Annotated in this window: 18 protein-coding genes and 1 CRISPR repeat array; of the genes, 5 read left to right on the top strand and 13 right to left on the bottom strand. The window is 37.4% G+C overall.

Annotation, left to right across the window (positions count from 1 at the left end):
• Positions 1-14: 14 nt before the first annotated feature.
• Positions 15-818, bottom strand: coding sequence for an SDR family oxidoreductase (locus K5X82_02060; GenBank protein ID QZT37690.1), 804 nt, complete (start codon positions 816-818; stop codon positions 15-17).
• Between the two features lie 375 nt (positions 819-1,193).
• Here K5X82_02060 and K5X82_02055 point away from each other — a divergent pair, with 375 nt between their 5' ends.
• From K5X82_02055 to K5X82_02045, 3 genes are all read left to right on the top strand, one after another.
• On the top strand, positions 1,194-1,691 hold the full coding sequence (locus K5X82_02055; protein QZT37689.1) for a sigma-70 family RNA polymerase sigma factor: 498 nt from the start codon (positions 1,194-1,196) through the stop codon (positions 1,689-1,691).
• A gap of 644 nt (positions 1,692-2,335) precedes the next feature.
• Positions 2,336-2,842: an RNA polymerase sigma factor gene (locus tag K5X82_02050; GenBank protein ID QZT37688.1), complete on the top strand. Its 507-nt coding sequence runs from the start codon at positions 2,336-2,338 to the stop codon at positions 2,840-2,842.
• Positions 2,843-2,889: 47 nt separating this feature from the next.
• Positions 2,890-3,399, top strand: coding sequence for a sigma-70 family RNA polymerase sigma factor (locus K5X82_02045; GenBank protein QZT37687.1), 510 nt, complete (start codon positions 2,890-2,892; stop codon positions 3,397-3,399).
• On the opposite strand, the gene K5X82_02040 is transcribed toward K5X82_02045, so the two are convergent.
• The gene (locus K5X82_02040) at positions 3,396-5,141 is read right to left on the bottom strand and encodes an aminopeptidase P family protein (GenBank protein QZT37686.1); all 1,746 of its coding nucleotides are present in this window, start codon (positions 5,139-5,141) and stop codon (positions 3,396-3,398) included. The genes K5X82_02045 and K5X82_02040 overlap by 4 nt on opposite strands.
• 291 nt (positions 5,142-5,432) lie before the next feature.
• On the opposite strand from K5X82_02040, the gene K5X82_02035 reads away from it, so the two are divergent.
• Positions 5,433-7,952 (top strand): prolyl oligopeptidase family serine peptidase, encoded by a 2,520-nt coding sequence (locus K5X82_02035; protein QZT37685.1) that lies wholly within the window; start codon positions 5,433-5,435, stop codon positions 7,950-7,952.
• A gap of 105 nt (positions 7,953-8,057) precedes the next feature.
• Here the strand turns inward: K5X82_02035 and K5X82_02030 are convergent, their stop codons facing one another.
• Genes K5X82_02030 through K5X82_02015 form a run of 4 tightly spaced genes read right to left on the bottom strand, consistent with a single transcriptional unit; the run spans position 8,058 to position 11,747 of the window.
• Positions 8,058-8,738, bottom strand: coding sequence for a hypothetical protein (locus K5X82_02030; protein ID QZT37684.1), 681 nt, complete (start codon positions 8,736-8,738; stop codon positions 8,058-8,060).
• Complete coding sequence (gene nfo, locus K5X82_02025) at positions 8,696-9,541, bottom strand: deoxyribonuclease IV (protein ID QZT37683.1); 846 nt, start codon at positions 9,539-9,541, stop codon at positions 8,696-8,698. The genes K5X82_02030 and nfo overlap by 43 nt, the downstream gene beginning before the upstream one ends.
• Before the next feature lie 5 nt (positions 9,542-9,546).
• Positions 9,547-10,869, bottom strand: coding sequence for a DEAD/DEAH box helicase (locus tag K5X82_02020; protein ID QZT37682.1), 1,323 nt, complete (start codon positions 10,867-10,869; stop codon positions 9,547-9,549).
• Positions 10,870-10,883: 14 nt separating this feature from the next.
• Entirely contained in the window at positions 10,884-11,747 is an 864-nt protein-coding gene (locus tag K5X82_02015) for a hypothetical protein (protein ID QZT37681.1), read from the bottom strand.
• 274 nt (positions 11,748-12,021) lie between these two features.
• Between K5X82_02015 and K5X82_02010 the strand changes: the two genes are divergently transcribed.
• Entirely contained in the window at positions 12,022-12,360 is a 339-nt protein-coding gene (locus K5X82_02010; protein QZT37680.1) for a hypothetical protein, read from the top strand.
• A 555-nt stretch (positions 12,361-12,915) separates the two neighbouring features.
• A CRISPR array of direct repeats spans positions 12,916-17,648; the repeat unit is 30 nt; unit sequence GTTTCAATTCCAATAAGGTACGATTAAAAG.
• 230 nt (positions 17,649-17,878) lie between these two features.
• On the opposite strand, the gene cas2 is transcribed toward K5X82_02010, so the two are convergent.
• The 7 genes from cas2 to K5X82_01975 all read right to left on the bottom strand — a co-directional run bounded on the left by cas2 (position 17,879) and on the right by K5X82_01975 (position 25,598).
• Entirely contained in the window at positions 17,879-18,139 is a 261-nt protein-coding gene (gene cas2, locus K5X82_02005; protein QZT37679.1) for a CRISPR-associated endonuclease Cas2, read from the bottom strand.
• A 36-nt stretch (positions 18,140-18,175) separates the two neighbouring features.
• Positions 18,176-19,180, bottom strand: coding sequence for a type I-B CRISPR-associated endonuclease Cas1b (gene cas1b / locus K5X82_02000; protein ID QZT37678.1), 1,005 nt, complete (start codon positions 19,178-19,180; stop codon positions 18,176-18,178).
• A 27-nt stretch (positions 19,181-19,207) separates the two neighbouring features.
• Complete coding sequence (gene cas4, locus K5X82_01995; protein ID QZT37677.1) at positions 19,208-19,708, bottom strand: CRISPR-associated protein Cas4; 501 nt, start codon at positions 19,706-19,708, stop codon at positions 19,208-19,210.
• A gap of 658 nt (positions 19,709-20,366) precedes the next feature.
• Positions 20,367-21,422 (bottom strand): hypothetical protein, encoded by a 1,056-nt coding sequence (locus K5X82_01990; GenBank protein ID QZT37676.1) that lies wholly within the window; start codon positions 21,420-21,422, stop codon positions 20,367-20,369.
• A gap of 33 nt (positions 21,423-21,455) precedes the next feature.
• Complete coding sequence (locus tag K5X82_01985; GenBank protein QZT37675.1) at positions 21,456-22,841, bottom strand: hypothetical protein; 1,386 nt, start codon at positions 22,839-22,841, stop codon at positions 21,456-21,458.
• A complete protein-coding gene (cas3, locus tag K5X82_01980; GenBank protein ID QZT37674.1) occupies positions 22,838-25,000 on the bottom strand; it encodes a CRISPR-associated helicase Cas3' in 2,163 nt (720 codons plus the stop codon). The genes K5X82_01985 and cas3 overlap by 4 nt, the downstream gene beginning before the upstream one ends.
• Positions 24,990-25,598, bottom strand: coding sequence for a hypothetical protein (locus K5X82_01975; protein ID QZT37673.1), 609 nt, complete (start codon positions 25,596-25,598; stop codon positions 24,990-24,992). Before K5X82_01975 ends, cas3 begins: the two co-directional genes overlap by 11 nt.
• Positions 25,599-25,603: the final 5 nt, after the last annotated feature.

Here is a 25,603-nt window from a genome sequence, read left to right as displayed (position 1 = left end):
GTTGGTTTTTAATGTTATTTTGAAAATGGTGAATTTGGCTCCTTAGCCATATGGTTAAAGGTCAATCGATCAAGTAAACTTGGAAAGACTTTTGAAAGAAAAACTGTGAATTTCCCCTCAACAAAAGTCAGTATAATTGACCTCTTTCTTTTTACTACTGCTTTTAAAATATGATTTGCACAAGTCTCTGATGACATCATTTTTGATTCATTACGTGGAGTTTCCCCCTGTGTTGAACCATCCTCAACCAAAGCCTTAGTACGAATCTCTGAAGAGGTAAACCCTGGAGCTGCCACAAGAACATGAACACCATGATGCATGTTCTCTATTCTCACACTATCCAAGAACCCTCTTACTGCAAATTTAGATGCCGCATAACCTGTTCTACCAGGCAATCCTACATAACCAGCGATAGATATCACGCCCACAATGGACCCTTTCGTTTTAACGATATAAGGCAATGCATATTTTGTACAATATACTGTTCCCCAAAAGTTAACATCCATTACATTCTTTAGCACATCTAACTCTAGATCATTAAATAGTGCTCTCATCGATATTCCTGCGTTGTTGATTAGCACATCTATCTGCCCAAATCTCTCAACAGCAGTATCAATTAAATGCTTGCAATCCTCTTCTATTGAGACATCCGTCGAGACACAAACAACCTCCGTTGCTAACTCCGATGCCAACTCTTCTAACCGTTCTTTTCTTCGTGCACCAATAACTAGTCTCGCACCTTTACTTGAAAAAACACGTGCCAAAGCTTCTCCTATTCCTGAGGATGCTCCAGTAATAACTACAACTTTATTTTTCATTATATCCAATGTAAAGCCTATTCAATTTCTTGGGCATTAAAAATAGTGCGAAAGATACACTTATTTTTCATAACTATTTACAATTACAATAATAAAAAAACACTTCCGACAATGAAAAAAATACAATACCAAATCATGCCATCAACCCGAATGAGTATATGATTCTATGCATCAATGGAAAACTATTGATATTCAATTAAAGCTTCTCTATAATAGGTTAAAATAGACTGATTACTACTCTTTTTTACTACATACATAATTGCCATTAACAATTATGTGTTTATTTTAACCCTATTACAGTAAACATAAATTACATAACTGTGTATTAAATTGTATAAAACTTGTGATTAGATATAAACTAAAACCACATCTATTATGGAATTTACTGATTTCGGAAAACAGCTAATTTCTTTAGAACCCCATCTATTTAATTTTGCATTAAAACTGACAAGATCACATCAAAAATCCCAGGACCTTGTCCAAGAGACCTTTTTAAAAGCATGGAGGTATAAAGATCAATTTCGTCGGGATACGAATTTCAAAGCTTGGGTCTTTACAATTATGAGAAACTCTTATATTAACAATTACAGGAAAAATTACACACAAAAAGTAATATTCGATACTAGAGAGTATAGCTATCTCAATAATTATCGATCGAGTAATTCCAATATGCAAGAGAGTATTCTGAGACATAAAGAGATCATGGGGAAAATAATGACTCTTAAAGAGGGAATTAGATCCGCATTCTTAATGTATATTGAAGGGTATAAATACAAAGAAATTTCTCATGAACTTAACTTGCCAATAGGCACGGTTAAAAGCAGAATATTTTTTGCAAGAAAACAACTCACTTGGTGGCTAGAAAAGAGATAATGTCAATTAGATCTTGGAAAAATCAAAAGCTTACTTGAATATATCATGATGTAGTCAAAACATAAGTTGTTACAAAACAACGACGGTATAGTTGCCACGAGGGAGTATAAGTAAAGAATTGCACTATTTAATTACACATCCTGCCTCCTTTCAAATATAATCAGCTTTATTAAACCATAAAGAGATCTATAAACACGGACAATATATCCATTAAGGCTATTGAATAGATACTGATACCTCCTATCGAAATTTCCTCAACATTATGCTTACGACAATCAATCGTGATCGTAATCGCTTTTTAAGAGCCTAAACATAATTACTCGAGTTCGTCAAGATCAAATGTTTTGATAATCAGATAAAAATTAATGGTATCAGAAAAGATAGAAAAACATCTCTGACAACCTTCAAAAACATTCCTTCACAAATCATCATATAAGAGCTATACACATTCCTTAATTAACAATTTTTAAATAGCCCAATACAACACAATGACTATTTTAACAGCCACGTTAATAATTTAACTAAAAAAAACAACAAAACCTTCCTTTTTTTAATCAAAAAAGCTTGTTTTTAGCATTATTTGTTAATAAATTTGGTATAGTTCAATTAGTTAAGTAGATATACTAATTTAAATGATCCCCCTTATGAACCTAATACAGTTTCAAAAATCGCTTCTTCAATTAGAAGATAAACTCTATTATTTTGCTCTCAGCTTGACAGCTGATCCCGAAAGGGCACAAGACCTTCTTCAAGAAACTTACCTAAAAGCTTTAACTTACAGAGAAAAATTTAAGGACAATACCAACTTCAAAGCATGGATCTATACCATCATGAAGAACACCTTCATTAACGACTATCGCAGAAGTATCAAAACTAAGACTACTTTCGACTTTAGCAATAATGACTACCTCTTAAATGTATCTAAGGACATTCACTTTCCTAGTCCAGAATCATCTCAATCAGAAAAAGAGATCTTAAACAATATTTATCGTCTAGATAAAGAGTTTAGAGAACCATTCCTTATGTTTTTGAATGGATTTAAGTACAAAGAGATCGCCTCCAAACTAGGGCTCCCCCTCGGCACAGTTAAAAGCAGGATATTCTTTACTCGAAAGAAACTCGAGAAATGGCTTAAAGAGTACGCCAAATAGATCCGACCCTTGCTTTCCCTTATAACTAATATACATACCTAAATATTATGACAACCTTAGAATTCAAAGAGAATCTTTTAGAACTAAAAGAGAATCTCTACTACTTTGCAATGAAACTAACCTCCGACCCCGCAAGAGCTGAAGATCTCTTACAGGACACTTTCTTAAAAGCATTGACATATAGAACGAAATTCAAACCCGATACAAACTTCAAGGCTTGGATCTTTACTATCATGAAAAACAGTTATATCAATGACTTTAGAAGACAAACAAAGAGAAATAATGCATTTGATCAATCTAACTGCCTTCACATTCAGATTCAGGAGGACTTTATCTATCCAAGCCCTGAATCTATCGAAGCAGAGAAAGAGATCTTAAAAGCAATAGGAAGCCTTGATAAGGTGAATAGCGAACCATTAATGCTGTTTATTAATGGATATCACTACCATGAGATATCTGATATTTTAGAACTCCCAATTGGGACTATAAAAAGCAGAATACATTTTTCACGCAAGAAGCTAGAGAAGCTTCTTGCGGATTATAAATATAGAGACTAAATAGGTTTCACTTTACTCTTAAGGAACGAAACTTCTTGTTCACTTAACAAACCTTTCAATCTATAATACACCTCTTGATGATAACTATTAACCCATTGAATCTCATCATGGGTTAGTAGTTTTGAATCGATCAACTTCTGCTCAAAAGGAAATACTGTGAGTGTATTAAAACGATTAAAATGACCAAATTCATTCTTACGATCCTCCGCAACCGATGCGAGATTCTCTATCCTAATACCATACTCCACCTCTTTATACACTCCAGGCTCAATGGAAAGCACTTGCCCAACACGTAAAGGTTCATTATTAAAATCAGGACGTATTGACATCGGGCCTTCATGAACATTCAAATAACTCCCCACACCATGTCCAGTACCATGTCCATAGTTATTTCCCTCTTTAAGTAGCGCTGTTCGAGCTAGGATATCCAAATGACACCCAGCATAACCTTCAGGAAAAATAGCACTAGAGAGCGCGATAACCCCCTTTAACACATTGGTGTAATCGCGTTTCATATCCTCTGTAACCTCCCCAATCGCGAATGTTCGAGTAATATCTGTTGTACCCATAAGGTATTGTCCTCCTGAATCAATCAAAAGTAATCCATCACCTTGAATTTTTGTACTCTCTTTTTCTGTTGCTGAATAGTGCACTATCGCACCATTGGCATTATAACCGACAATAGGAGAAAAGCTATCTTGTACAAATGTTGGGTATACACTACGAAAATCATTCAAACGACGTCCTATTTGATACTCACTCACACCATCCTGACTATGTTGCTCTAACCAAATCCAAAAACGTAGTAAAGAACTTCCATCGAGATCATGTGCCTTCATCGCTCCCGCCAACTCAATAGGGTTCTTTTTTGACTTAGAGGCAGTGATAGGGGATGTTACAAATCGACATTCTGTAGAGATTACATCCAAAACCTTTTGCGTGGTCTTAGAAGCATCCAAACCGACAGTTTCTCGCAATGCACCTACAGCTTGATAGAACAGATCATAAGCGTGTACCACAACTCCATCTAACGCTTTAACATCTAAAGGAGGCGTATTTCCAACAAACAGATTAATTTTTGTCCTTGATACAATCACAAATGAGTAGAATACAGGATTAAAAGAGATATCAGAACCTCTTAGATTCAATAGCCATGCAATTTCATCAAGAGAGGTAACCAGATAATGATCTAAACCATGTTCCTTCATAAAGTGTCTAAGGTCTTCTATTTTACGTTCTCTTGACACGCCTGCAAACTCAATTGTATGATCCTTGATTTCATTAAAAATAAGTGGAGATAAATCGGATGCAATGGAATCAAATAGATCGCCACAATCGACCCATTCAATCATATCATATTTCACATTGTTTGAATACTCGTGTATAGATACCAGCCGAGCATCAAAACCGACCCTTGCCCCATTAGGAAACCTATCTAAAATCCACTCTACATAGGACTTTGCTCCAGCAACCCGATCTTGAATAAGCTCAATGTCATTTTGACCTAATTCCATCTTTGCTTGCAACATATATCTTGAATCGGTCCACAACGCAGTGTCCGCCTTCGTTACGACAACAAAACCATAAGATCCTGAAAATCCACTTAACCACTCTCTACATTTAAAATGATCATGTAGATACTCACTTAAATGAGGATCGGAATGATAAATTACATACGCATCTAATTGTTGTCTCTGCATCTCTGCTCGCAACAAAGCCACTCTTGAAGCAAATTGAGTCATATTATTTTTCTATTTAATTTTAAATCAACCGATAGCAGTGAAAACATCAAAAGAATGCATCACATCAAGCACAAGATACAAAGAAAGCATTGAATTGTAAATGAAAATCCACCCATTCTATTAGAATGAATATGGATGTCGTAAACCGTTATATCTAAGAACAATTGTCGTTTATAAATAAGCTTTATGGTTAAAAATCATCATTAAGAATAATATTTTTCTCAAAATTTAGACCAATACACAAAACATATTATTTACTTTCGAATGAAAGAACAAATAACAAAAAAGATCATGAACAAACTTTTTACATGTATTGTAGCATATCTGATATGCATACCTATTGGATTGGCACATAAAGGCCATGATGGGATAAAAGAGTGGAATATCGTAAATATAGGGCAACTCCACTTACCTGCGTTCAGCAAACAGGGAGACGTTGACTATAAAAAAACGACCTACAAACAGGTATTATCATCCTACCATACAGAATTTGATAAGATGGCTTTGAACCCTAGTTTAAAATGGGAACAAGTCGTTGAAACAGAAATCACAAAACATCTAACCCTGCAGAAGAATCTATTTCTTCTAGAAACCAATATAGAGACTGGTGAATGGGTGAAAACATCTTTTGATATAAAAATAAATAACCCAACTAAAATATATCTTGACCATAAACTGATAAAAGAGTATAAAGACACCGCTTCAACAACACTTAAAATCCCGATGAAGTTGACTCTTGGCTCTCACCATTTGACCATCGCAATGGCACAGATTCAAGAAAAAAGTATCTTCGAGTCCTCTCTCAAAAAAGATGATCATCAGATAAGCTATACGCCAACAAGCTCTCAATACAAAAGAGTATTGTCATTGGAAGATCTTTTGGATGGCACAAAGATATCTAGCGCGAAGCTCTCTCCTTCTGGAAACTACTACGCTATTATTCTAAAAGATCTAGTAAAAGGGAAAGGGCACTATCGCTATCAAGTGAGAAACTTCAAGACAAAACGCATTATCAAAGAGTGGAGATACGAATCCCTCATCAGCTTTAGATGGGAAAAGTATAATGATATTCTTGTTTATGGTAAAGAAGGTGATGTAGACTATGACATTGTATCTTACAATCCCGTTAATGCTGAAACGAAGATCATATATACAGGTATTAAGAAACTAAACTACTTTTACCTTAGTCCTCATGCCGATAAAATATTTTACACTCAAAATATCTATAAAGAAAAGAAGGAAGATCTAAAACGCATTTATACTCCAGACGATCGCATTGCGAAATACCGAAACCGTTATGGGTTACGTATGGTTGACTTGAACACCATGCAGGACATGCAACTCACCGCAGGATATCTAACAGCATCTCTACAAGATATTAACCCGAATGGCGACAAGATCATCTTCTCAACCAAACAACAGGATTGTAGCGATTTTCCATTCTACAGAATGAAGATGTATGAAATGGATCTAAACACCTTCAAGATAGACACACTATTTAATAAGCAAGATGACGATTTTGGTGTGACCTACAGCCCCGATGGAAAGAAACTAGTATATCAGGCCAACCCAACATCTTTTGATGGCATCGGGATAAATATACAAACCGATCACAAAGCAAACACTTTCGATGCCCAGCTTTTTATCTACGATCGAGAGACAGAGACTACAACAGCTATTACTAAAGATTTCAACCCTTCAGTTAGCAGCTTTGAGTGGGCCGGAGATAATACATTATATATCCTATGTAGCGACAGAGACAAGAAGTCAATCTACAAATACCAATTAGATAAAAAAGAGTTTACACTATTGGAGACCCCAGTTGATGTAATCTATAGCTTTAGCATAGACAATAAATCTCGTAATATTCTATACTATGGAACAAGTATAACCAAAGATGTAGAGGTGTATGCTTATAACATAAAGAAAAAAAGCAACAGACTTATTGCACAAAGCACTAACGTAACTGACAAACAGATTCAGTTGGGGCAGACAGAAGAGTATGACTTCAAGAATCATAATGACGATACTATTTATGGACGCATCTACTATCCACCTCACTATGATCAGAACAAGAAATACCCTGTAATCGTTTATTACTATGGCGGAACCTCACCAACAGTAAGATCATTTGGGGGGCGATATCCAAAGAACCTATGGGCAGCAAGAGGATATATTGTATATGTACTACAACCAAGTGGTGCAACAGGTTTTGGACAAAACTTCTCATCTTACCATGTCAATGGATGGGGTAAAGATGCCATTGATGATATCATCCAAGGAACCAAGTCATTCTTAAAGTCACATCCTAGTGCAGATGCTAAGAATGTGGGGTGTATCGGTGCTAGCTATGGTGGCTTCACTACAATGATGCTACAGACGCGCACCGATCTCTTTAAGACGGCCATCTCTCATGCAGGAATTAGTGATATCACAAGCTACTGGGGCGAAGGTTATTGGGGATATAGCTATAACACTATTGCAGCCACAGGAAGTTATCCTTGGAACAATCAAAATCTATTTATAGCGCAGAGCCCCCTATTCAGAGCTGATAAATTCCAAAACTCCATCCTTCTTCTTCACGGTACCGCAGACACCAACGTACCAGTAGGGGAAAGCAAACAGTTCTATTTGGCATTAAAACTACTTAAGAAAGATGCTGAGATGGTATTAGTAGATGGCGAGAACCACTGGATAATCGACTATACCAAGCGTAAACAGTGGCACCAAACGATTGTTTCTTGGTTTGACTTTAAACTCAAAGATCAACCTCAACAATGGGAATCATTATATCCTAAGAAGCAACTATAGAAAAAAGAAAAAGAGGAGTCGTTTAGGCTCCTCTTTTTCTATTTTTACAATAAGCTACGATCCTATTCCATCGTAATTCAAATGTATCTCTAAGTGATCATACCACTAACGTATATCATTCTTGATTAAATCAACATCCTTCTCATACACAGAAAAGTAATAGCCGATATATGGATGTTTAGACATCTTATTAGGATTACACCCTAACTTCCCTTCGGGGATATCTATTCCCATTTTTTTATAATACTGAACCCAATCCTCATCAAATTGGTTCGTCTCAGGATCTTTAAAGGTCATCGGCTCCAACTGAAAAAAAGAGGAGTCCTTTTTAAAGATATCATATATAAACTCAGAACAGTAATACCCCTCATCCTCTAAAATATAGGTGAAATTATACGGAGCTCCAATCAGTGAATCTGCCATGCTTAAAGCACTATTAATATCCACCTCTAATGGGTTATCTATACGGAAAACATCTACACGATGCGCCACCCCATCTTCCTCCAAGAATTCCTTCAATGTAGATCGTTGCACACCACCATGAGGAGACGAGTGTAACACAACAATCTCTCCATTTAAAGTATCGGACACCCCTATATGAGAGTATCCAACCCCTCCAGTCACTTTGTTTATCGAAGAAGATAAAGAACTTTCCACAGAAGAACGAAAAAGCAAATCCCCACGATGAATGTGGGGGCTACACGAAAACAATCCGAATAATGATATCACTATCAAAAGCCATCTCATCGCACCATCTCCTTTAACAATAGAATCTCTTCTTGCCATATATCTGAATTAGGTGTCTCCAACACCATAGGGATACCATTGAAACGATCATCTTTCATAATAAAATCAAACGCAGCCATTCCAATAAATCCCTTACCTAATGATTCGTGTCGATCCACTCGTGTACCTAAATCTTTTTTTGAATCATTAAGATGCATCCCCTTCAAGTATTCAAACCCAACAATCTCTTCAAAAAGATCGAAAGTCTCTTGGGTAGCCTCTCTACTCGACAGGTCATAACCAGAGGTGAATGCATGACAGGTATCAATACATACTCCAACCCTACTCTTATCTTCTACTTTGGATATAATATGTGCCAAATGTTCAAATCGAAAGCCCATATTCGACCCCTGACCTGCCGTATTCTCTATGACAGCAATCACACCCTTAGTCTGCTCTAAAGCCCAATTAATGGATGCTGCAATACGATCTAGGCAATCTTCTTCTGTAATCTTCTTCAGATGACTTCCAGGGTGGAAGTTTAAACGATCTAATCCTAGCTGTTCGCAACGCTTCATCTCATCAAGAAAGGCATTACGAGATTTCTCTAATGCTTCCTCTTCCGGATGTCCTAGATTAATTAGATAACTATCATGAGGAAGAATCTGAGATGCACTAAAGCCACCTTTCTCACAATTGGCTTTAAATACAGCGATCTGTTCCTCAGTAAGCGCTTTTCCAACCCACTGCCTTTGGTTTTTGGTAAATAACGCAAAAGCAGTTGCTCCTAACTTCTGTGCATTCAAAGGAGCATTTTCAACCCCTCCAGCAGCACTCACATGGGCTCCAATATATTTATTCATACGCACTACCTTTTTTGACCTCTAGTCTTTGGTTTCTTATATTTCTCCTTCATCTTCTCTGCACGGGTCTTCTTCATATTCACCTTCTGGTTCTTCAACTTCTTTTCATGAAAAGCAGGGCCTACATCACGTTTCTTAGTCTTCACCAGAATATTTTTCATCTTAATGACAGGCTTCTCTGCATCCACCAAGACATCAGAGTAAACCAAATCTTCTGGGTTTGGCAAACGATCTACTTTCATCGACATCAACTCCTCAATCATCGCCATACTCTCTCTCTCTCTATCCCCTACAAAAGCAATAGACTGTCCAGTACGATCGGCACGACCCGTACGACCTATGCGGTGCATATAGTTCTCAGGAACTTCTGGAATATCAAAGTTAATAACATGCGTTACTCCTTCTATATCAATACCACGTGCCACGACATCTGTCGCAATTAAATACTGCAAACGATCTTCTTTAAAATCCTTCACCGTATTAAAACGATTATTCTGCGCTTTATTAGAGTGAATCACGCCTACCTGTTCGCCATACTCCACAACCAACTCATCATACAATGAATCTGCCATACGTTTATTAGACGCAAAGATAAGCACCTTCTTCATCTCTTCATCTTGCAATAGGATATGTAAGAGATTACGTTTGGTGTTGAAATTAGGCACCTCATACACGCTCTGGTTAATGTTAGCCAAAGGAGTACCTACTGGAGCTGCTTCCACACGATCAACTGCACCAAAGAAGTCTGCAATAAATGTCTCCACTTCCTCAGTCATGGTAGCTGAAAACATCACATTTTGACGTTGCTCAGGAAGCATATCCATCAAACGAACCAGCTGCTGACGAAAACCAAGATCTAACATCTCATCCACTTCATCAATAATCAACTTCTTGATGTTCTTCGGATTCAAGATACCGTTCAATAACAGATCTAACAGACGTCCTGGAGTAGCTACTAAGAAATCTAACCCCTGCATTATTGTTTGCGCTTGGGTATTGATATTAGCACCACCATACACCCCTACAGGATGTGTATTCATATATGGAGTTAACTTCTCAATCTCTTCGACCACCTGTATAACCAACTCACGTGTAGGAACCACGATCAAAACTTGTGGTAATGGACTCTTGGTAAATTTCCACAACCTTAATGCAGGCAATAGGTAAGCGAGAGTTTTACCAGTACCGGTTTGGGCAATACCCATAAAGTCCACCCCCGACATAAATTTAGAGAATACTCTCTCCTGTATCGGCGTAGGCGTTGTAAAACCTCTATCATTTAACGCATTAAGTATTGGATTACTTAAGTTAAGATCTTCAAATCTCATATCTATCTTCTGTATCAATTTTTGCTCAATTCTATTAACCAATCTCGGGTACCAAAACACTTACAACTCGACGTTGCAACCGTGGCAGCTTTTTGTAACGCCTCAACAAAAGGATACTTTGTGATATAAAAAACAAAAGCCCCATGAAAGAAATCTCCCGCTCCTAGCGTATCCTTCACATCTACGTTCTCAATACACATCTGGCCTTCCTCTTCTCCATCATACCAAACCAACGGATTATCACCTCTCGTAATAACCACCTTCTGGATATTGGAGAACTGAAAAAGATAACGTCTGACATCCTCTATATTAGAGCATCCTGGTGGCAGAAAATCCTCAGAACAGATCGCGATATTAATATATGGCAATAACTGATCCATTCCCTCTTTCCAACTCCCGCCATCCAAAACAACAGGAGTACTATCGGCATAGCTTCCACGCAACAACCTCTCGCTATGCGACATATAAAAACCATCCACCAAAATAGCATCCCATTTAGCATCACTTAAATTCAGATTATGAAAGTTCTCATTACTACACGAAGGTAAGGATGAGACAATCGATCGATCCCCATTATCTCTATAAGTAAAAATTGAAGCAAGAATAGGCATAAACTCTTTTCCAGACATCCAGTCATGAACACGAACACCAAACTGATTCATCTCACGATCAAAAGAATCACAAAAACCATTGTGCCCAAATGCTGTAACCAACTCGACAGTATCCCCCAAATGGGAACACAGTAAGGCGGCATTTGTCGCAGGACCCCCCATCGCAACCAATGGAGCCTCCGTTTTGATCTTCTTATTCCTTATTGGCAAATCATCCACCAAATATTGAACATCTACAGTAGCCAAGCCTACACACAAAACTCTCATAAATAACTGACGCTAATTATATCCAAAAAACCACCTCAATAATGGTCCCAATAAATTCAACGTACAAAGTTAGACAAAAACTCGCGAGTATCATACCTACGACATAACAAATCCCTCTCAGAACAACATCTAATAGCAATTGTTTTTCAATTCGAATAACACACTGAATCAATTCAATCTAGTTTTTAAAACTTAAATCACCTATTCTTTGTTAGAATGATAATCAAACACAAGATTATTACGAAATGTATTACTCTATTAAAAGCTCATTATCATGAATAAACTTAATGAAATCGAATTAATTCAACAAACGATTAAAGGAATGAATAAAAATCTTATTAAAAGTATACACCTTGAAATTGACAAGCTTTCAACCCTTGAGATTGACAAAAAAATTAATAAAAAGATTGTTCTGAAAGAAGATCTAAACTCACAAAAACTAGAAACGTTTCTAGATTGTTTAAAAAAAGAATACTCTTACAAAACTCAGATTAAAACCTTTTTAGATTATCTTCTATCTCTTAGAGAGGATAAGAAGGAAGAATTAATAGACCTTTTATGTTTCTGCGTTCTTTATCAACATTTTCAAAATGAAAAACAAATTCTAGAGTAGTAGATTTTGTATTATTTTATCGTAAAACTCCCTAAAAATAAAAATTGCAAGTCTGACACCATCACAACTTTAATCAATAAATCTTTATTTAATCTACCATACCTGGTAGAGACGCGATGTTCGCGTCTAAAAATATGTCTACAAAGATAGAAAAAAGAAACCCCAAAAGACAAAAAGAGTTGACACACAGCTCATCTTCACCACACCACAACTTTCCCTGAAAGGGAAACCGAATCTAGCCCAACGGTGAAATGAATATGTGGCGCGGTAGCGCTGCATAAATAATGAGCCTTGGGTAAAACACACCACCAACAGCCAAGGGCTGAAAGCCTGACCCTATAGGTTAAATGATGTATTTATAGCCACAAATCCCCATGAAATCCTGTTCAAGAACACGCCTCATATCGGCTACAACTATGCGCTGAAGGCGCTAAATTTCATTGTCTAGGGTGAAACCATAGGTATAGATAACCCACAAACAATAAAGACTTCAAGTCCGAATCTTTTCATTTTAACCCTATGATAAATGGATAGTTAGTCATCAATCACTTGCTTGTTTCAATTCCAATAAGGTACGATTAAAAGAAAAAATGCGCTCAAAAGGTGTCAAAAGCCATCTATGTTTCAATTCCAATAAGGTACGATTAAAAGTCTTGATCCTTTTGGGTGTATACAACATTTGTTATTCGTTTCAATTCCAATAAGGTACGATTAAAAGTAATTAAGCCCGTGTAGGACCTTATTTTTGAAAAGTTTCAATTCCAATAAGGTACGATTAAAAGGTTGCCGTATTTCGACTCTACCAAGTATGATCTTGTGTTTCAATTCCAATAAGGTACGATTAAAAGTCTTTGGCAAGTTCTTTTTTACATCCTATACACAAGTTTCAATTCCAATAAGGTACGATTAAAAGTCAATATGATCACGACGGGTGCCGTGTATGGTTTATGTTTCAATTCCAATAAGGTACGATTAAAAGTGAATGTCTTTGTTACGAGCGTCTTTAGCTCTTGTTGTTTCAATTCCAATAAGGTACGATTAAAAGAAAATTCATTGATATGAATGAAGCATTCGACCTATGTTTCAATTCCAATAAGGTACGATTAAAAGCATTGAATGAAACAATAGACTTTCTGTCAAATGCGTTTCAATTCCAATAAGGTACGATTAAAAGCTTTGTTTTTAAGGCGTACACTATGCGTGACTTTCGTTTCAATTCCAATAAGGTACGATTAAAAGACTCAACCCCTCACATGTTGGTTTGTGGTGCTACGTTTCAATTCCAATAAGGTACGATTAAAAGTATCAAAAGAATGGGGCAAAGTTGGAAACTGCAATGTTTCAATTCCAATAAGGTACGATTAAAAGTTGAAGGGGATAGATATTTACATGTGCCTGGAATTAGTTTCAATTCCAATAAGGTACGATTAAAAGATAATATGTTTTACCGTGTCAGTGATTTCAACTAGTTTCAATTCCAATAAGGTACGATTAAAAGTTATATACTAAGCGAAGTGGCAGAAAACAACAATGGTTTCAATTCCAATAAGGTACGATTAAAAGGTTGTAATACTAAAAGAAAGCTATTCTGATTCATGTTTCAATTCCAATAAGGTACGATTAAAAGCATCTTCGCTGTAGTTTCATCAATAGTTATAATGAGTTTCAATTCCAATAAGGTACGATTAAAAGTGAAGAGGGTATACGTGATCAGGAATATAGACTTAGTTTCAATTCCAATAAGGTACGATTAAAAGAGCGTGGCAATAGAACTAATAAAAGATACTATCTAGTTTCAATTCCAATAAGGTACGATTAAAAGGCATAAGGATATGATTTTAGCAGCCGCAAAGCTAAGTTTCAATTCCAATAAGGTACGATTAAAAGATCTTCGCTGTAGTTTCATCAATAGTCATAATGATGTTTCAATTCCAATAAGGTACGATTAAAAGACAAAATTAGAACAAGAGTTCGAGCGTATAAGAAAGTTTCAATTCCAATAAGGTACGATTAAAAGTCATTAAATAAAACAATAGATTTTTTGTCAAATGCGTTTCAATTCCAATAAGGTACGATTAAAAGGGAGATATAACAAAATGGAAAGAGTGGGATATCGACGTTTCAATTCCAATAAGGTACGATTAAAAGTTTCATCTATTCAACAAAAACAACATAGAGCTATTTGTTTCAATTCCAATAAGGTACGATTAAAAGGGAGGTTACGGACACACTAATAACAAATAAAGTAGTTTCAATTCCAATAAGGTACGATTAAAAGAAAAACACTATTAAAAGTAGTTGGGGGTGAAGACAAGTTTCAATTCCAATAAGGTACGATTAAAAGCGTTGTGACCTTGATCTTCCAGCCGAGTACAGAAAGTTTCAATTCCAATAAGGTACGATTAAAAGGGGGTAATTATATCCGACAACGAGAGAATCAAACTTGTTTCAATTCCAATAAGGTACGATTAAAAGCAATCGGAGAAGAGATTATAGAGTGGAGGAAAAATGTTTCAATTCCAATAAGGTACGATTAAAAGTATGAAATCAGCACCACCATTCCTGTACGAATATCCTTCGTTTCAATTCCAATAAGGTACGATTAAAAGACAAGAGTTATTAACGATAAAACAGGGGACAACAGTTTCAATTCCAATAAGGTACGATTAAAAGACAGCATTGACACTTAAGGTTTATATCTCTCTAAAGTTTCAATTCCAATAAGGTACGATTAAAAGAACTTTAAACATACCGCATACCCATTTCATCAGACGTTTCAATTCCAATAAGGTACGATTAAAAGAAGAGGTGTCCGACCTATCTGTAAGCCTTACTGCTGAGTTTCAATTCCAATAAGGTACGATTAAAAGTGAATAGCAAAATTATAGTAGTGCCACCATTTGCGTTTCAATTCCAATAAGGTACGATTAAAAGGCTCAATGGAACACGAGGCAGCTAGTCATCAATAGTTTCAATTCCAATAAGGTACGATTAAAAGGACGTGGAAGTGTCAGCATACTTGTATGGCTTAAGTTTCAATTCCAATAAGGTACGATTAAAAGTTGATAAGGGGGAGTTTCTTTTAGCTCTTGCAAAAGTTTCAATTCCAATAAGGTACGATTAAAAGTTGTGGGCTATATAGATGTTGACTCAAAAGATCTGTTTCAATTCCAATAAGGTACGATTAAAAGGGACGGCAAAGTCGATAAAATCAACGTTTACACTTGTTTCAATTCCAATAAGGTACGATTAAAAGGTTCTGTTTACTACGAGAATCGTTTTAATGGATTGGTTTCAATTCCAATAAGGTACGATTAAAAGCATTGCTTAATCCTGACGTACTCCAGAATTTCTCTAAGTTTCAATTCCAATAAGGTACGATTAAAAGTGGAGGGAGAAAACAATGGCTAAACAGTTTATATATGTTTCAATTCCAATAAGGTACGATTAAAAGATTGACCACGAGGGCAGAGAGCGTATGGACACTGAAGTTTCAATTCCAATAAGGTACGATTAAAAGCATGTGAGAGTCAATGACCTTGAAAGCTTTGGATGTTTCAATTCCAATAAGGTACGATTAAAAGAACGGATACTTAAATGTAAAACAATGGCAATTTAAACGTTTCAATTCCAATAAGGTACGATTAAAAGCAGGAGGAGCAGGCAGCGCGCCAATGTCTTCATAGTTTCAATTCCAATAAGGTACGATTAAAAGACAGATGAAGTGATTGCAAAAACAACGCTTGGATCATGTTTCAATTCCAATAAGGTACGATTAAAAGCTAAAACGTATTCAGGATTCTGCAGATCATAAACGTTTCAATTCCAATAAGGTACGATTAAAAGATTGTCAATTATCTCATATACACCTGTCAAAGCATGTTTCAATTCCAATAAGGTACGATTAAAAGGCTTTTCAATCGTCCTAAGCGCATGCTTTAATTTAAAGTTTCAATTCCAATAAGGTACGATTAAAAGATATTAGGACAGTTTGGATCTTTCTTAATGCAGTGTTTCAATTCCAATAAGGTACGATTAAAAGTTCCACAACAAACAAATGCAAATGACTATGATTGTCGTTTCAATTCCAATAAGGTACGATTAAAAGGAGGGGGGAAAGAAGTGCAGGGGACCACTGTAGAGTTTCAATTCCAATAAGGTACGATTAAAAGCGCTGCCTCGATCGTATAACCCCCACGCGAAATGTTGTTTCAATTCCAATAAGGTACGATTAAAAGGAGACACCTGCGGGCATGTTTAAAGCCCTAGAAAGTTTCAATTCCAATAAGGTACGATTAAAAGGATGAGATCTTAGACGGCACCGAAGGTATTTACTCGGTTTCAATTCCAATAAGGTACGATTAAAAGCTAAAGTATCAGAGGACCACACAGTATCTACGTATGTTTCAATTCCAATAAGGTACGATTAAAAGATTGTAGAGCGTTAACGCGCGAAATAGAAACCTTTTAGTTTCAATTCCAATAAGGTACGATTAAAAGAAAGCATTACCTTCGCACTGTGGGGGTGTATTATTGTTTCAATTCCAATAAGGTACGATTAAAAGCCATCGTCTCCGATCGCACTTAGCGGCATTTCGTTCAGTTTCAATTCCAATAAGGTACGATTAAAAGCGTTCGACATTAAGATGTTCTTAAACTATTTTACGGAAGTTTCAATTCCAATAAGGTACGATTAAAAGCAAAAAAAGCTTTAGAAGAACAGCTGGGATTGATGTTTCAATTCCAATAAGGTACGATTAAAAGTACAGCACAAGGGAGTAGGCCTATTATTGATTTGGTTTCAATTCCAATAAGGTACGATTAAAAGCTGGGTATGGAAATCAAGACGACTTTAAGTTGGAGATGTTTCAATTCCAATAAGGTACGATTAAAAGTGAGAATTGGCACAGATGGGGATCTTTATTTGAGGTTTCAATTCCAATAAGGTACGATTAAAAGGCGGGAAACGTGTTGTAATGCCAAGTGACATCCTGTTTCAATTCCAATAAGGTACGATTAAAAGAACTGTATCGGATGTATTAAAGGAGGTATGGGGTATGTTTCAATTCCAATAAGGTACGATTAAAAGACACCTGTTTCCAATAGCTAAACACCTCTAATTTTACGTTTCAATTCCAATAAGGTACGATTAAAAGGCCACACTCGCAATGATACAAGAGATGACAACAAATCGGTTTCAATTCCAATAAGGTACGATTAAAAGCTGTGTACTTTCTTTACCTTTAATCGCATACCAAGTTTCAATTCCAATAAGGTACGATTAAAAGGCGTCAAAAATGACATACAAATATACGATAAAATGGGAGTTTACTCCTATTTCTGCCATGATTTTTTACTAAACTAATTGTCGACCTTCAATAGTACAAAAACCTACTGGGTACGACAACACGCCACCAATCAATTGATTATCAAGACATCAAAGAACTGATCCTCCTATCTTTGAAGACTACACAAGAGGATAAAGGACAGAGAGAGAGGGGATCGACAACACAAAGCACTATAAAAACTGATCAATAGTCTGTCGTTCACACCCTATCACCTCCTTATGCAGACCATGATTCACCTTAGAGGTAAATATAATCAAACTATCTTTGTCCTCCATTATCTCATCTGCTTCAAATTTCAGTTTCTTTAGTCTACCTTCAGAAATCTCGCCCTCAAAGACGGAATTTTGAATCCAATTCAAATAGCGTCGACAAAGCTTAAGCATCTTAGCCACACGCTTTTCACCCATATCATACACAAGAATAACATACATATGTCCAAATTTTAAGTTAGAAGAACAACAACCATCTTACCACCACATCTTAAAAGGTTCGTAAGTTTGAATTCCTAAAATATGCTTCTGTAACTTATAACACTCTAACTTAATCAGATGTTTATAGCTCACACTTCTTTGCAATTGTCGATGCTTAATGGTCTCGGTCATTCGTTTTTCAATAGCAGCGACAAATTTCTTCTTTCCCGCATCCTTCATCACCACACGATTCATATACAGATCAAAATCACGCTCTTGTAACACCCGTTTATTCAACATCTTAAAAATTACTCTATCCACCAATAAAGGTTTAAATATTTCAGATAGATCTAAAGAAAGGCTATAACGACGGTCTCCAGGTTCATGAAGAAAACTAATGGTAGGTTCCAATTGTGTTTTCATTATACTCCTTAAACATTCGCTATAACACATCATATTACCAAATGAGATCAAACTATTGACAATATTTAAAGGAGGCTGTTTGGTACGGATTCCCATCACATGGTCATTAATAATCAAATTAAAAGCATCATAGTAATGTTTTCGAATATTCCCTTCAACTCCCATCAATGACTTTATATTTTTACTATGCCATATCTCCTCCTGCAAAGCCTTCATTGGGGTGATGAATGGTTCCATGTCTTTGTCTCTACGATCATAATACTGTAGATTCTTAAGCATATTATGAGCTGCGCCATCCAAACAGCGTTGAGCCAAATCCAAACGTTTGGTATCATTTAAATAGAGTTGCGTTTGTGCTACAAGCATTTTCCCAGAAAGTAAAACTTTTTTAGGAGCAAAACTTCCCGTATAATTTTCGTAGTAATCGAAAAAGTGGACAGCAACATCATGTTTCCCAAGAAAATTATATAACGATGAATTGGCATCCAACGCTCCATAAACATACAACGAATCGACTTCCTCTACAGGAAGATATCTAGGAGACACCTCTTGTCCATCCACAGGTGAAGGGCTAAACTTCAGTGTATTATCTTTCCGGGAAAGACGTCCTGGGTTAAATAAGTAGTAATTCTTTTTCATATTCATCAAAGGTTTAGTAAAGTGATGCTATGCATCACAATAACAGAAATCATAATAGGCACACTTCTTACAGTAAGGCAATCCTATGGTATCTGGACATCTGTCTTGCTCACATATTCGAACAATATCCTCTTTCTTCTGCTCTATCTCCTCTCTGTCGTTGTCACTTAACATGATCTCTTTGGTTTCGCGCAACTTTGGATACTCCAAGAGCCCATATTTAGCATCGATACCAACACTTTGGAAAACATAGAGATAATATTTCAACTGCCATACATGAGCCTCTTCCATCTTCTTAGATCGTTTCAGCTCATGAATCACACCCTTCTTCCGATCATAATAATCGACTTTAATACCCTCTATCGACACCTCTTGATAACGACTACTTCTTTGCAAATAGCTCTGTTCATGCAACAGTTTACCATCATAAACAATCTCACTATTCTGTTCTAAATGGATATCATGGGAAAAGAGCCATAATTTACGATGGCACACATAATAATATTGAAAATGAGTTCCTGTAATCATAACGATAAAGTTTTTAACAACCCTCTCCTAGTGCTTATGAAGATGGATTGAGTAGAAGAACCAATATATATCTTTCTAAATCCTAAATCGACACCTAGGATCAGTTCATCAATTTGTACAGCAATAGCACTGCATAGAAATGAGCCTTGGGTACAATAACCGATCAAAAAAGAACGGATGAAAGTCTGGGCCAACCCATTTAACTCTCTATGATAAATTGGATATATTATCAACGGACTCAGCCCTCGTGTCTCTCTTTTACCTATACCCAACAATTCGCACTGGGCTAATAACTGTAGCACTTTCAGTGCATACTGTAATAATATGAGCTCGAAACAAATAAGTTAGTTCTTTTGACCAATAACCTGGTCTATTTATGATGATAAATACTGATATAAACTAAAAGGTTGTTCACTAGTCCTATAACACTATAAACACTAAAGTGATAAGAAAAAACACAATAATGATGATTAAAGATTAAAGTGCCCTCCTTTTCATGGTGCAGTATGTCACCTCTTATTTTAACACAGAAAAATGATCATACTAAAATTCTAAAAAAAGAACACAGTACATTATCATCTACTGTTCATGAACATACCCTGAGTCGGTGAATAGACAGCAAAAGAAGAGAATCACCTCTTCCTTTGCTATTAGAGATCTATGATAAAGGAGATTCGTAATCAAAAGCTCTCATCCTTTCGATAATCGACGCCACCGCTTTATCCACTGCATCAAACTGCTCGGTAGTAGTACGAACCACCCCATCAGCAGACAACGAGATAAAAGTGTCTACACCAGGCATTGCCTCTTCAACAATAGGCTCAGCCCTTGGAGTCTCATCCTCCTTTAATTTCGCCCGAATAGATCCTGCAATACGATTGGCATTATCGGAAACAGCAATAGCCAAAGTGTCCATCAAACTAAAAGTACGAGACTGATTGGATGTGATAGACCAATTAACCAAAGCTTCAGCCAATGCTGGAATCCATGCCTCTCTAACTTCTTTTGGCGCAGTTAAGCTCTTCCCAAAAGCCGTTTCTACTTCAAGCCATCCTTCTTCTCTCAACTTACCCTCTGTCGCTTCCGAAATCTCAGGTTCTAACTTATCCAAAGAGACCGAAAACAGACGACGTAGATCGACTGCCACATCCATCACAAAAAGTCCTGTAGCCCTTTTGTTATCGGCCAACCATTTACGGCTTAAGCTACGATCCTTTCCCGCTAACAATTCAGAGATTTCCGCTTCGCTCAACGTTTTATCCCCTTCATTTACCACAATACGTGTCTCCTTAGCACCACTACGGTCAAATGTTCCATTCTCCTTAGCAATACCTGCCAACAAAGGGTGTAGCCCCCTCATCGCTGAGATAGAAAGAGGGCTACGTCGTTTCAACGTACGCTCTTTGCCTCCCTTAGAAGCTCGCATCCATCCTCCAAAAAGCTGATCGACATAGGTGGGATCACAAGTACCATAGACCTCCCCTTCACTGATCTCTTTCTTCTTATTGACTTCCGAAATAAACGTCACTGGAGACATCGGCACATTCAAAACATCCGACACTTTGGTCATCATAGAACGTTTCACCTGCTGACCACTCGAATAGGGCACCGCACGTTGAAACTGAGGGTCCCAATAGCTTTTTTGTCCATCGGCAACACAAAACACGGTATAGTCCGCTTTCTTTAACGTTCGAATATAAAATACACTTTCCATCTTTATATATAGTCTTTTAATACAACACTCTGTTTAACAATTCTCTCTTTCTGCGTAAGCATAATCAAACTTCAACAACACTTGAAAATAGCCAAAATCTTCGCTACCCATCAAATGCACACGATCTCTTAACCCTTTAATAAGCGTTTGATCCTCTTCGTTTATCTCCTTTAAGATATCGGTCAAAGCCATTATAAACCCTTTTTTACTTTTTGTACCCAACAGATCTAATTCTATTTGGTTTGGTCGCTTTTTCGAACCTTTGGCTCCACCATCACGATAAGCCATCAAACATTTTGCGATACTAGATGTGTAATCCAACATCTCTTCTTTGTTTTTTGTAATCATAGCCAATATCCAAGTTTTATATGCTCTATATGTTATTATATTCTCTCTATCTTTTGCCAATGCTTTTTGATTCTTCTCTTCATCACTACCTAATTTAGGGCGAGACAATCGCACCTTCTTGGTTCTATCTTTCATATATTTATCCAGATCCTTAGGTTGAAGACTAACCAGACCTACAGCCCCTTTTTCACATGCTCGCTTGATATGAAGGCCATAAAGAGTTTCATAAAAGGCGGCATCTTCTATGGCATGATTCTCTCCAAACAACGTTTGGTAGAATTTACGCAACCCCCGACAAGCAGAGATCTGAAAAGGATAAAACCCCATAGTGGTATTAGTTTGCCCCAAGCTATAGACATAGCCCATCATCATTGGTGTAGCCCACTTTTTGGACATCGAAAACAGCAGCTGATTCCACTGAATCGTACTCACTTCCAAGACTCCCGACTTCTCTACAATTCGACAATGACCTGAAAACTGATGGAAATCGACCTCCTTAATCTCCTTATATTGCCTACAGTAGTATGAGAGCCATTGCCCATTCCATGTATTGATCTGATTGCCTCGCAAAGAGGATATACTCGAATGATTAAGAAACTGTCGATACACTTGCCAACCCTCGAATAAAGCCATTAACAAATCCGAATGATCAAAGAATATAGACAATCCACCAGCCACTCCAACACCAAAACCACCACCTATCCATGACAAATAAAGCTCCTCGCTATCCATCTCCATGGACAAATCTGTTACTTGTCCTGATGTTGAAGCAAACTCTTTTGATTCTGAGGCAGAACCGCCAATAACCATCGAAGCATCTCGAACACCATCCTGAACTTTCACATGAAAATCCTCTAACTTCTCCAGACGATCATCTGAAGTTAACTTGTCGACCTTCTGCCCTTTTTTCATCTGAACAAAGGGAGAGTTGGTCACCCATTGCATATACTTAGGATGATCAAAGAATAGCGGAAAGAAGACTTGATCAAAAAATGTCTTTGCATCATAATCTTTCCTATAATGCGTATTGTAGGCCTGTAAAAAAGTGCGACCAATCACTGCTGCTATCATAATATCTGACTCTTTTCGTTAAACTCACTGGATGCTTTTCGTTCTTGCTTGATTTGATCCACCAGCAATCCATACCTATCATCATACCACGAAGAGGGAATCACAAAAGGACCACTACCCTCTTCAATAGAGATACAATCTCTCACATAGTGGTATGAAACAGGGATCTCCATTTTCATACGATCCATCAATCCAGATATTTTATACATTTCCACATCTGTTTCAACAATGGCCACCACACTCTGAATATCCAATTGACTCAGGAAATAAGATTTCGGATAATCACACAGCTTCTCCAATCCCCATCGACCATCACTTTTCAATACAGAATGGGTTTCAATATCTATTTTATGACATTTAGGGTAGACTGTATCAATCATCGTTTGCAATGCACCACTCTCCAAGACAGCGCCATCTTCAGGTAAGATTTCAAAACTCCGATCCAATACATCCTTGTCATATGGCAGACAGGCCTTTTTATCTTCTGGTGGCGACACCACATAGACCAGTTTATATGTACCTATTGTCTCTTCACTTCTCTTTCGATGCACACGACCAAAACGCTGTACCATGCTGTCTAATGGAGCACATGAGGTGATCATCAAATCAAAACTTATATCCAAACTCACCTCCACCACTTGGGTCGAAACCACCAACACTCCCCTGCTTTGAGGAGCTAAAGCATTCAAATCATACAACTCCGATTCACGACAATTTCGATCGCCACGTTTTAATCGACTATGAAGCAACAGTGTAGCAGCATTAGGAAATTGATCCAAAAATGTTTCAAACAAAGCCTGACTTTGTGCCACCGTATTACAAACCAACAACACTTTTTGTCTCTCTTCAAGAGCTCTTGACACAATTTCGTTGGCCTGCTGCCATTGATCTAAACGAAAAACACGATGACGATTATAACTTGTCAACACATCCGAAGACAATGCCACCTCTAAAGTCTCTTCTTTACCTAATATAGATAAGAGCTCTTTATACAGAGCGGTGGGCATCGTAGCTGTGCCGATATGTATTCGACAAGACAACTGCCTCAACATCTGTACTATTTTCAAAACCATCGCCCTTGAAAAATCACTATACACATGCACCTCATCTAACACCACGTCTTGCCCCATCACATCCACCATCATCGCTTCAAAACCTTTAATCGCAAACACCATAGAAGCCAGCTGATGAGGAGTTAACACTTTCAACGAAGCTCCTGCTTTACTCTGCAGCATCTCTTGATAAACCGATCCTCCTGAAATCGTCACTTTCGAAGCCCCATGAAGCAAACGGACATCTGCATCTTCTCCCAACACCTCCTTCATTCGCTCATACATCGCATTAATGGAAGCCTGAAAAGGCAAAGTATAAAAAACACGCTCTTTACAACGACGCATGAGATAGTCGGTCTTCCCAGCACCTGTCGGCGCCACAACCAATGTGTGGGGTCGATCGCTATCGCTAGAGGCTAGAGAAAGTGGAAACAGAGAACTTCTACGCTGAAAAAAGCTAAGATCAGGCTTACGAAATAGACGGTCCAACCAATCACTTGTGTCGCCAGACAAACCCGAAGCCAAATGATCGGCTGCAACCAACAATCCACGCCATAAAGAGTAGCCTTCACCATGCATACACGTCTCGGCATAATCAATGGCCTTCTCTAAATTTGCCATCGCATCCTCTTTAGAAATAGAGACAGAAGCAATACCTAAGCCTGAAAGTATCGCCAAGGCATCCAAGCTCCACTCTTCCCACCCTTCGAGATAAGAGATCATCAATTCGTCATCATGTTCCTCTAGAAGATCTAAAAGACCACAACCTCTTGGATCATTCTCTATAGGCTTATGATGAGCAACGACCATCTCAATCAATGCCTCATGCTCTTTTTCATCAAAAAGAGACAAGAAAAACAACGACACCAATTCGTGACGCAGAGGAACCGTTCCTTTACGATATCCCGTTAGCGATTTCTGAAAACGAGGATGCACCTTACCAATATCATGCAACAAAGCACCATGACGACACACTTCGACATCGTATCCTACGGCTTTCCCTAGACGTTCAGCCACCCACATGACTTGCTCTAAATGATCATGTAAGGTAGTGTGATCAGGAGCACCCTTAGCCAATATATGTGACAAACACTGATTATGCTCCATCCGATGCTAGCATTACAGGATTACCTACCATTCGTAACCATCCATACATTGGCGTTTTGTTTAAGCCCCGATGATACCCGACCATAAAAGAGCTCTCATTTTTTTCAAACACCAATTCATAACCATTAAACATCGGATCATGATTGAACAATTCAATGGTCGTTTCAATGATCTCCGCTTCTGGCAACAACACATCTTCATTACGTGCCAAACAGAGATGTTGACAACAAGCATCCTCCGCATCTTCCCTGCTCGCAAAAGCCAGACGAAGAACAGGATTGATCAATACACCTCGAACCAAGATAGAATTCGGTCGTAGATAACTACGCTCTTTTTTTGACCCTTTGCCATTCCACCCTCTGGTTTGCACCTGCTCCTGTTGTTGTGAAATACCCTCATAAGCCAAGCGGTGTCCACTAATTTTATATAACTTACCTGAAGATTCTTTTAACAAGTTAGGAAACAATTTACGCTCTATCCCTTCGACCATCGATGGAGTAAGAAACTGTTGCGAATAAGTTTCACCATCTCTAACTGCCGTCCAAGGCTTAATAAAACCAAATGCTCCTCTGTATGTCACAATAAATAATTTATCCATAAACC

The sequence above is a fragment of the Prolixibacteraceae bacterium genome (genome assembly GCA_019856515.1).
Lineage (GTDB): Bacteria > Bacteroidota > Bacteroidia > Bacteroidales > Prolixibacteraceae > Halosquirtibacter > Halosquirtibacter xylanolyticus.
This window is presented reverse-complemented; position numbering and strand designations above follow the sequence as displayed.

What these genes read in the sequence shown, in the direction of transcription:
- K5X82_02060 (QZT37690.1), bottom strand. Translation starts at nt 818, where the DNA reads ATGAAAAATAAAGTTGTAGTTATTACTGGAGCATCCTCAGGAATAGGA.
- K5X82_02055 (QZT37689.1), top strand. Translation starts at nt 1,194, where the DNA reads ATGGAATTTACTGATTTCGGAAAACAGCTAATTTCTTTAGAACCCCAT.
- K5X82_02050 (QZT37688.1), top strand. Translation starts at nt 2,336, where the DNA reads ATGAACCTAATACAGTTTCAAAAATCGCTTCTTCAATTAGAAGATAAA.
- K5X82_02045 (QZT37687.1), top strand. Translation starts at nt 2,890, where the DNA reads ATGACAACCTTAGAATTCAAAGAGAATCTTTTAGAACTAAAAGAGAAT.
- K5X82_02040 (QZT37686.1), bottom strand. Translation starts at nt 5,141, where the DNA reads ATGACTCAATTTGCTTCAAGAGTGGCTTTGTTGCGAGCAGAGATGCAG.
- K5X82_02035 (QZT37685.1), top strand. Translation starts at nt 5,433, where the DNA reads ATGAACAAACTTTTTACATGTATTGTAGCATATCTGATATGCATACCT.
- K5X82_02030 (QZT37684.1), bottom strand. Translation starts at nt 8,738, where the DNA reads ATGGCAAGAAGAGATTCTATTGTTAAAGGAGATGGTGCGATGAGATGG.
- nfo (QZT37683.1), bottom strand. Translation starts at nt 9,541, where the DNA reads ATGAATAAATATATTGGAGCCCATGTGAGTGCTGCTGGAGGGGTTGAA.
- K5X82_02020 (QZT37682.1), bottom strand. Translation starts at nt 10,869, where the DNA reads ATGAGATTTGAAGATCTTAACTTAAGTAATCCAATACTTAATGCGTTA.
- K5X82_02015 (QZT37681.1), bottom strand. Translation starts at nt 11,747, where the DNA reads ATGAGAGTTTTGTGTGTAGGCTTGGCTACTGTAGATGTTCAATATTTG.
- K5X82_02010 (QZT37680.1), top strand. Translation starts at nt 12,022, where the DNA reads ATGAATAAACTTAATGAAATCGAATTAATTCAACAAACGATTAAAGGA.
- cas2 (QZT37679.1), bottom strand. Translation starts at nt 18,139, where the DNA reads ATGTATGTTATTCTTGTGTATGATATGGGTGAAAAGCGTGTGGCTAAG.
- cas1b (QZT37678.1), bottom strand. Translation starts at nt 19,180, where the DNA reads ATGAAAAAGAATTACTACTTATTTAACCCAGGACGTCTTTCCCGGAAA.
- cas4 (QZT37677.1), bottom strand. Translation starts at nt 19,708, where the DNA reads ATGATTACAGGAACTCATTTTCAATATTATTATGTGTGCCATCGTAAA.
- K5X82_01990 (QZT37676.1), bottom strand. Translation starts at nt 21,422, where the DNA reads ATGGAAAGTGTATTTTATATTCGAACGTTAAAGAAAGCGGACTATACC.
- K5X82_01985 (QZT37675.1), bottom strand. Translation starts at nt 22,841, where the DNA reads ATGATAGCAGCAGTGATTGGTCGCACTTTTTTACAGGCCTACAATACG.
- cas3 (QZT37674.1), bottom strand. Translation starts at nt 25,000, where the DNA reads ATGGAGCATAATCAGTGTTTGTCACATATATTGGCTAAGGGTGCTCCT.
- K5X82_01975 (QZT37673.1), bottom strand. Translation starts at nt 25,598, where the DNA reads ATGGATAAATTATTTATTGTGACATACAGAGGAGCATTTGGTTTTATT.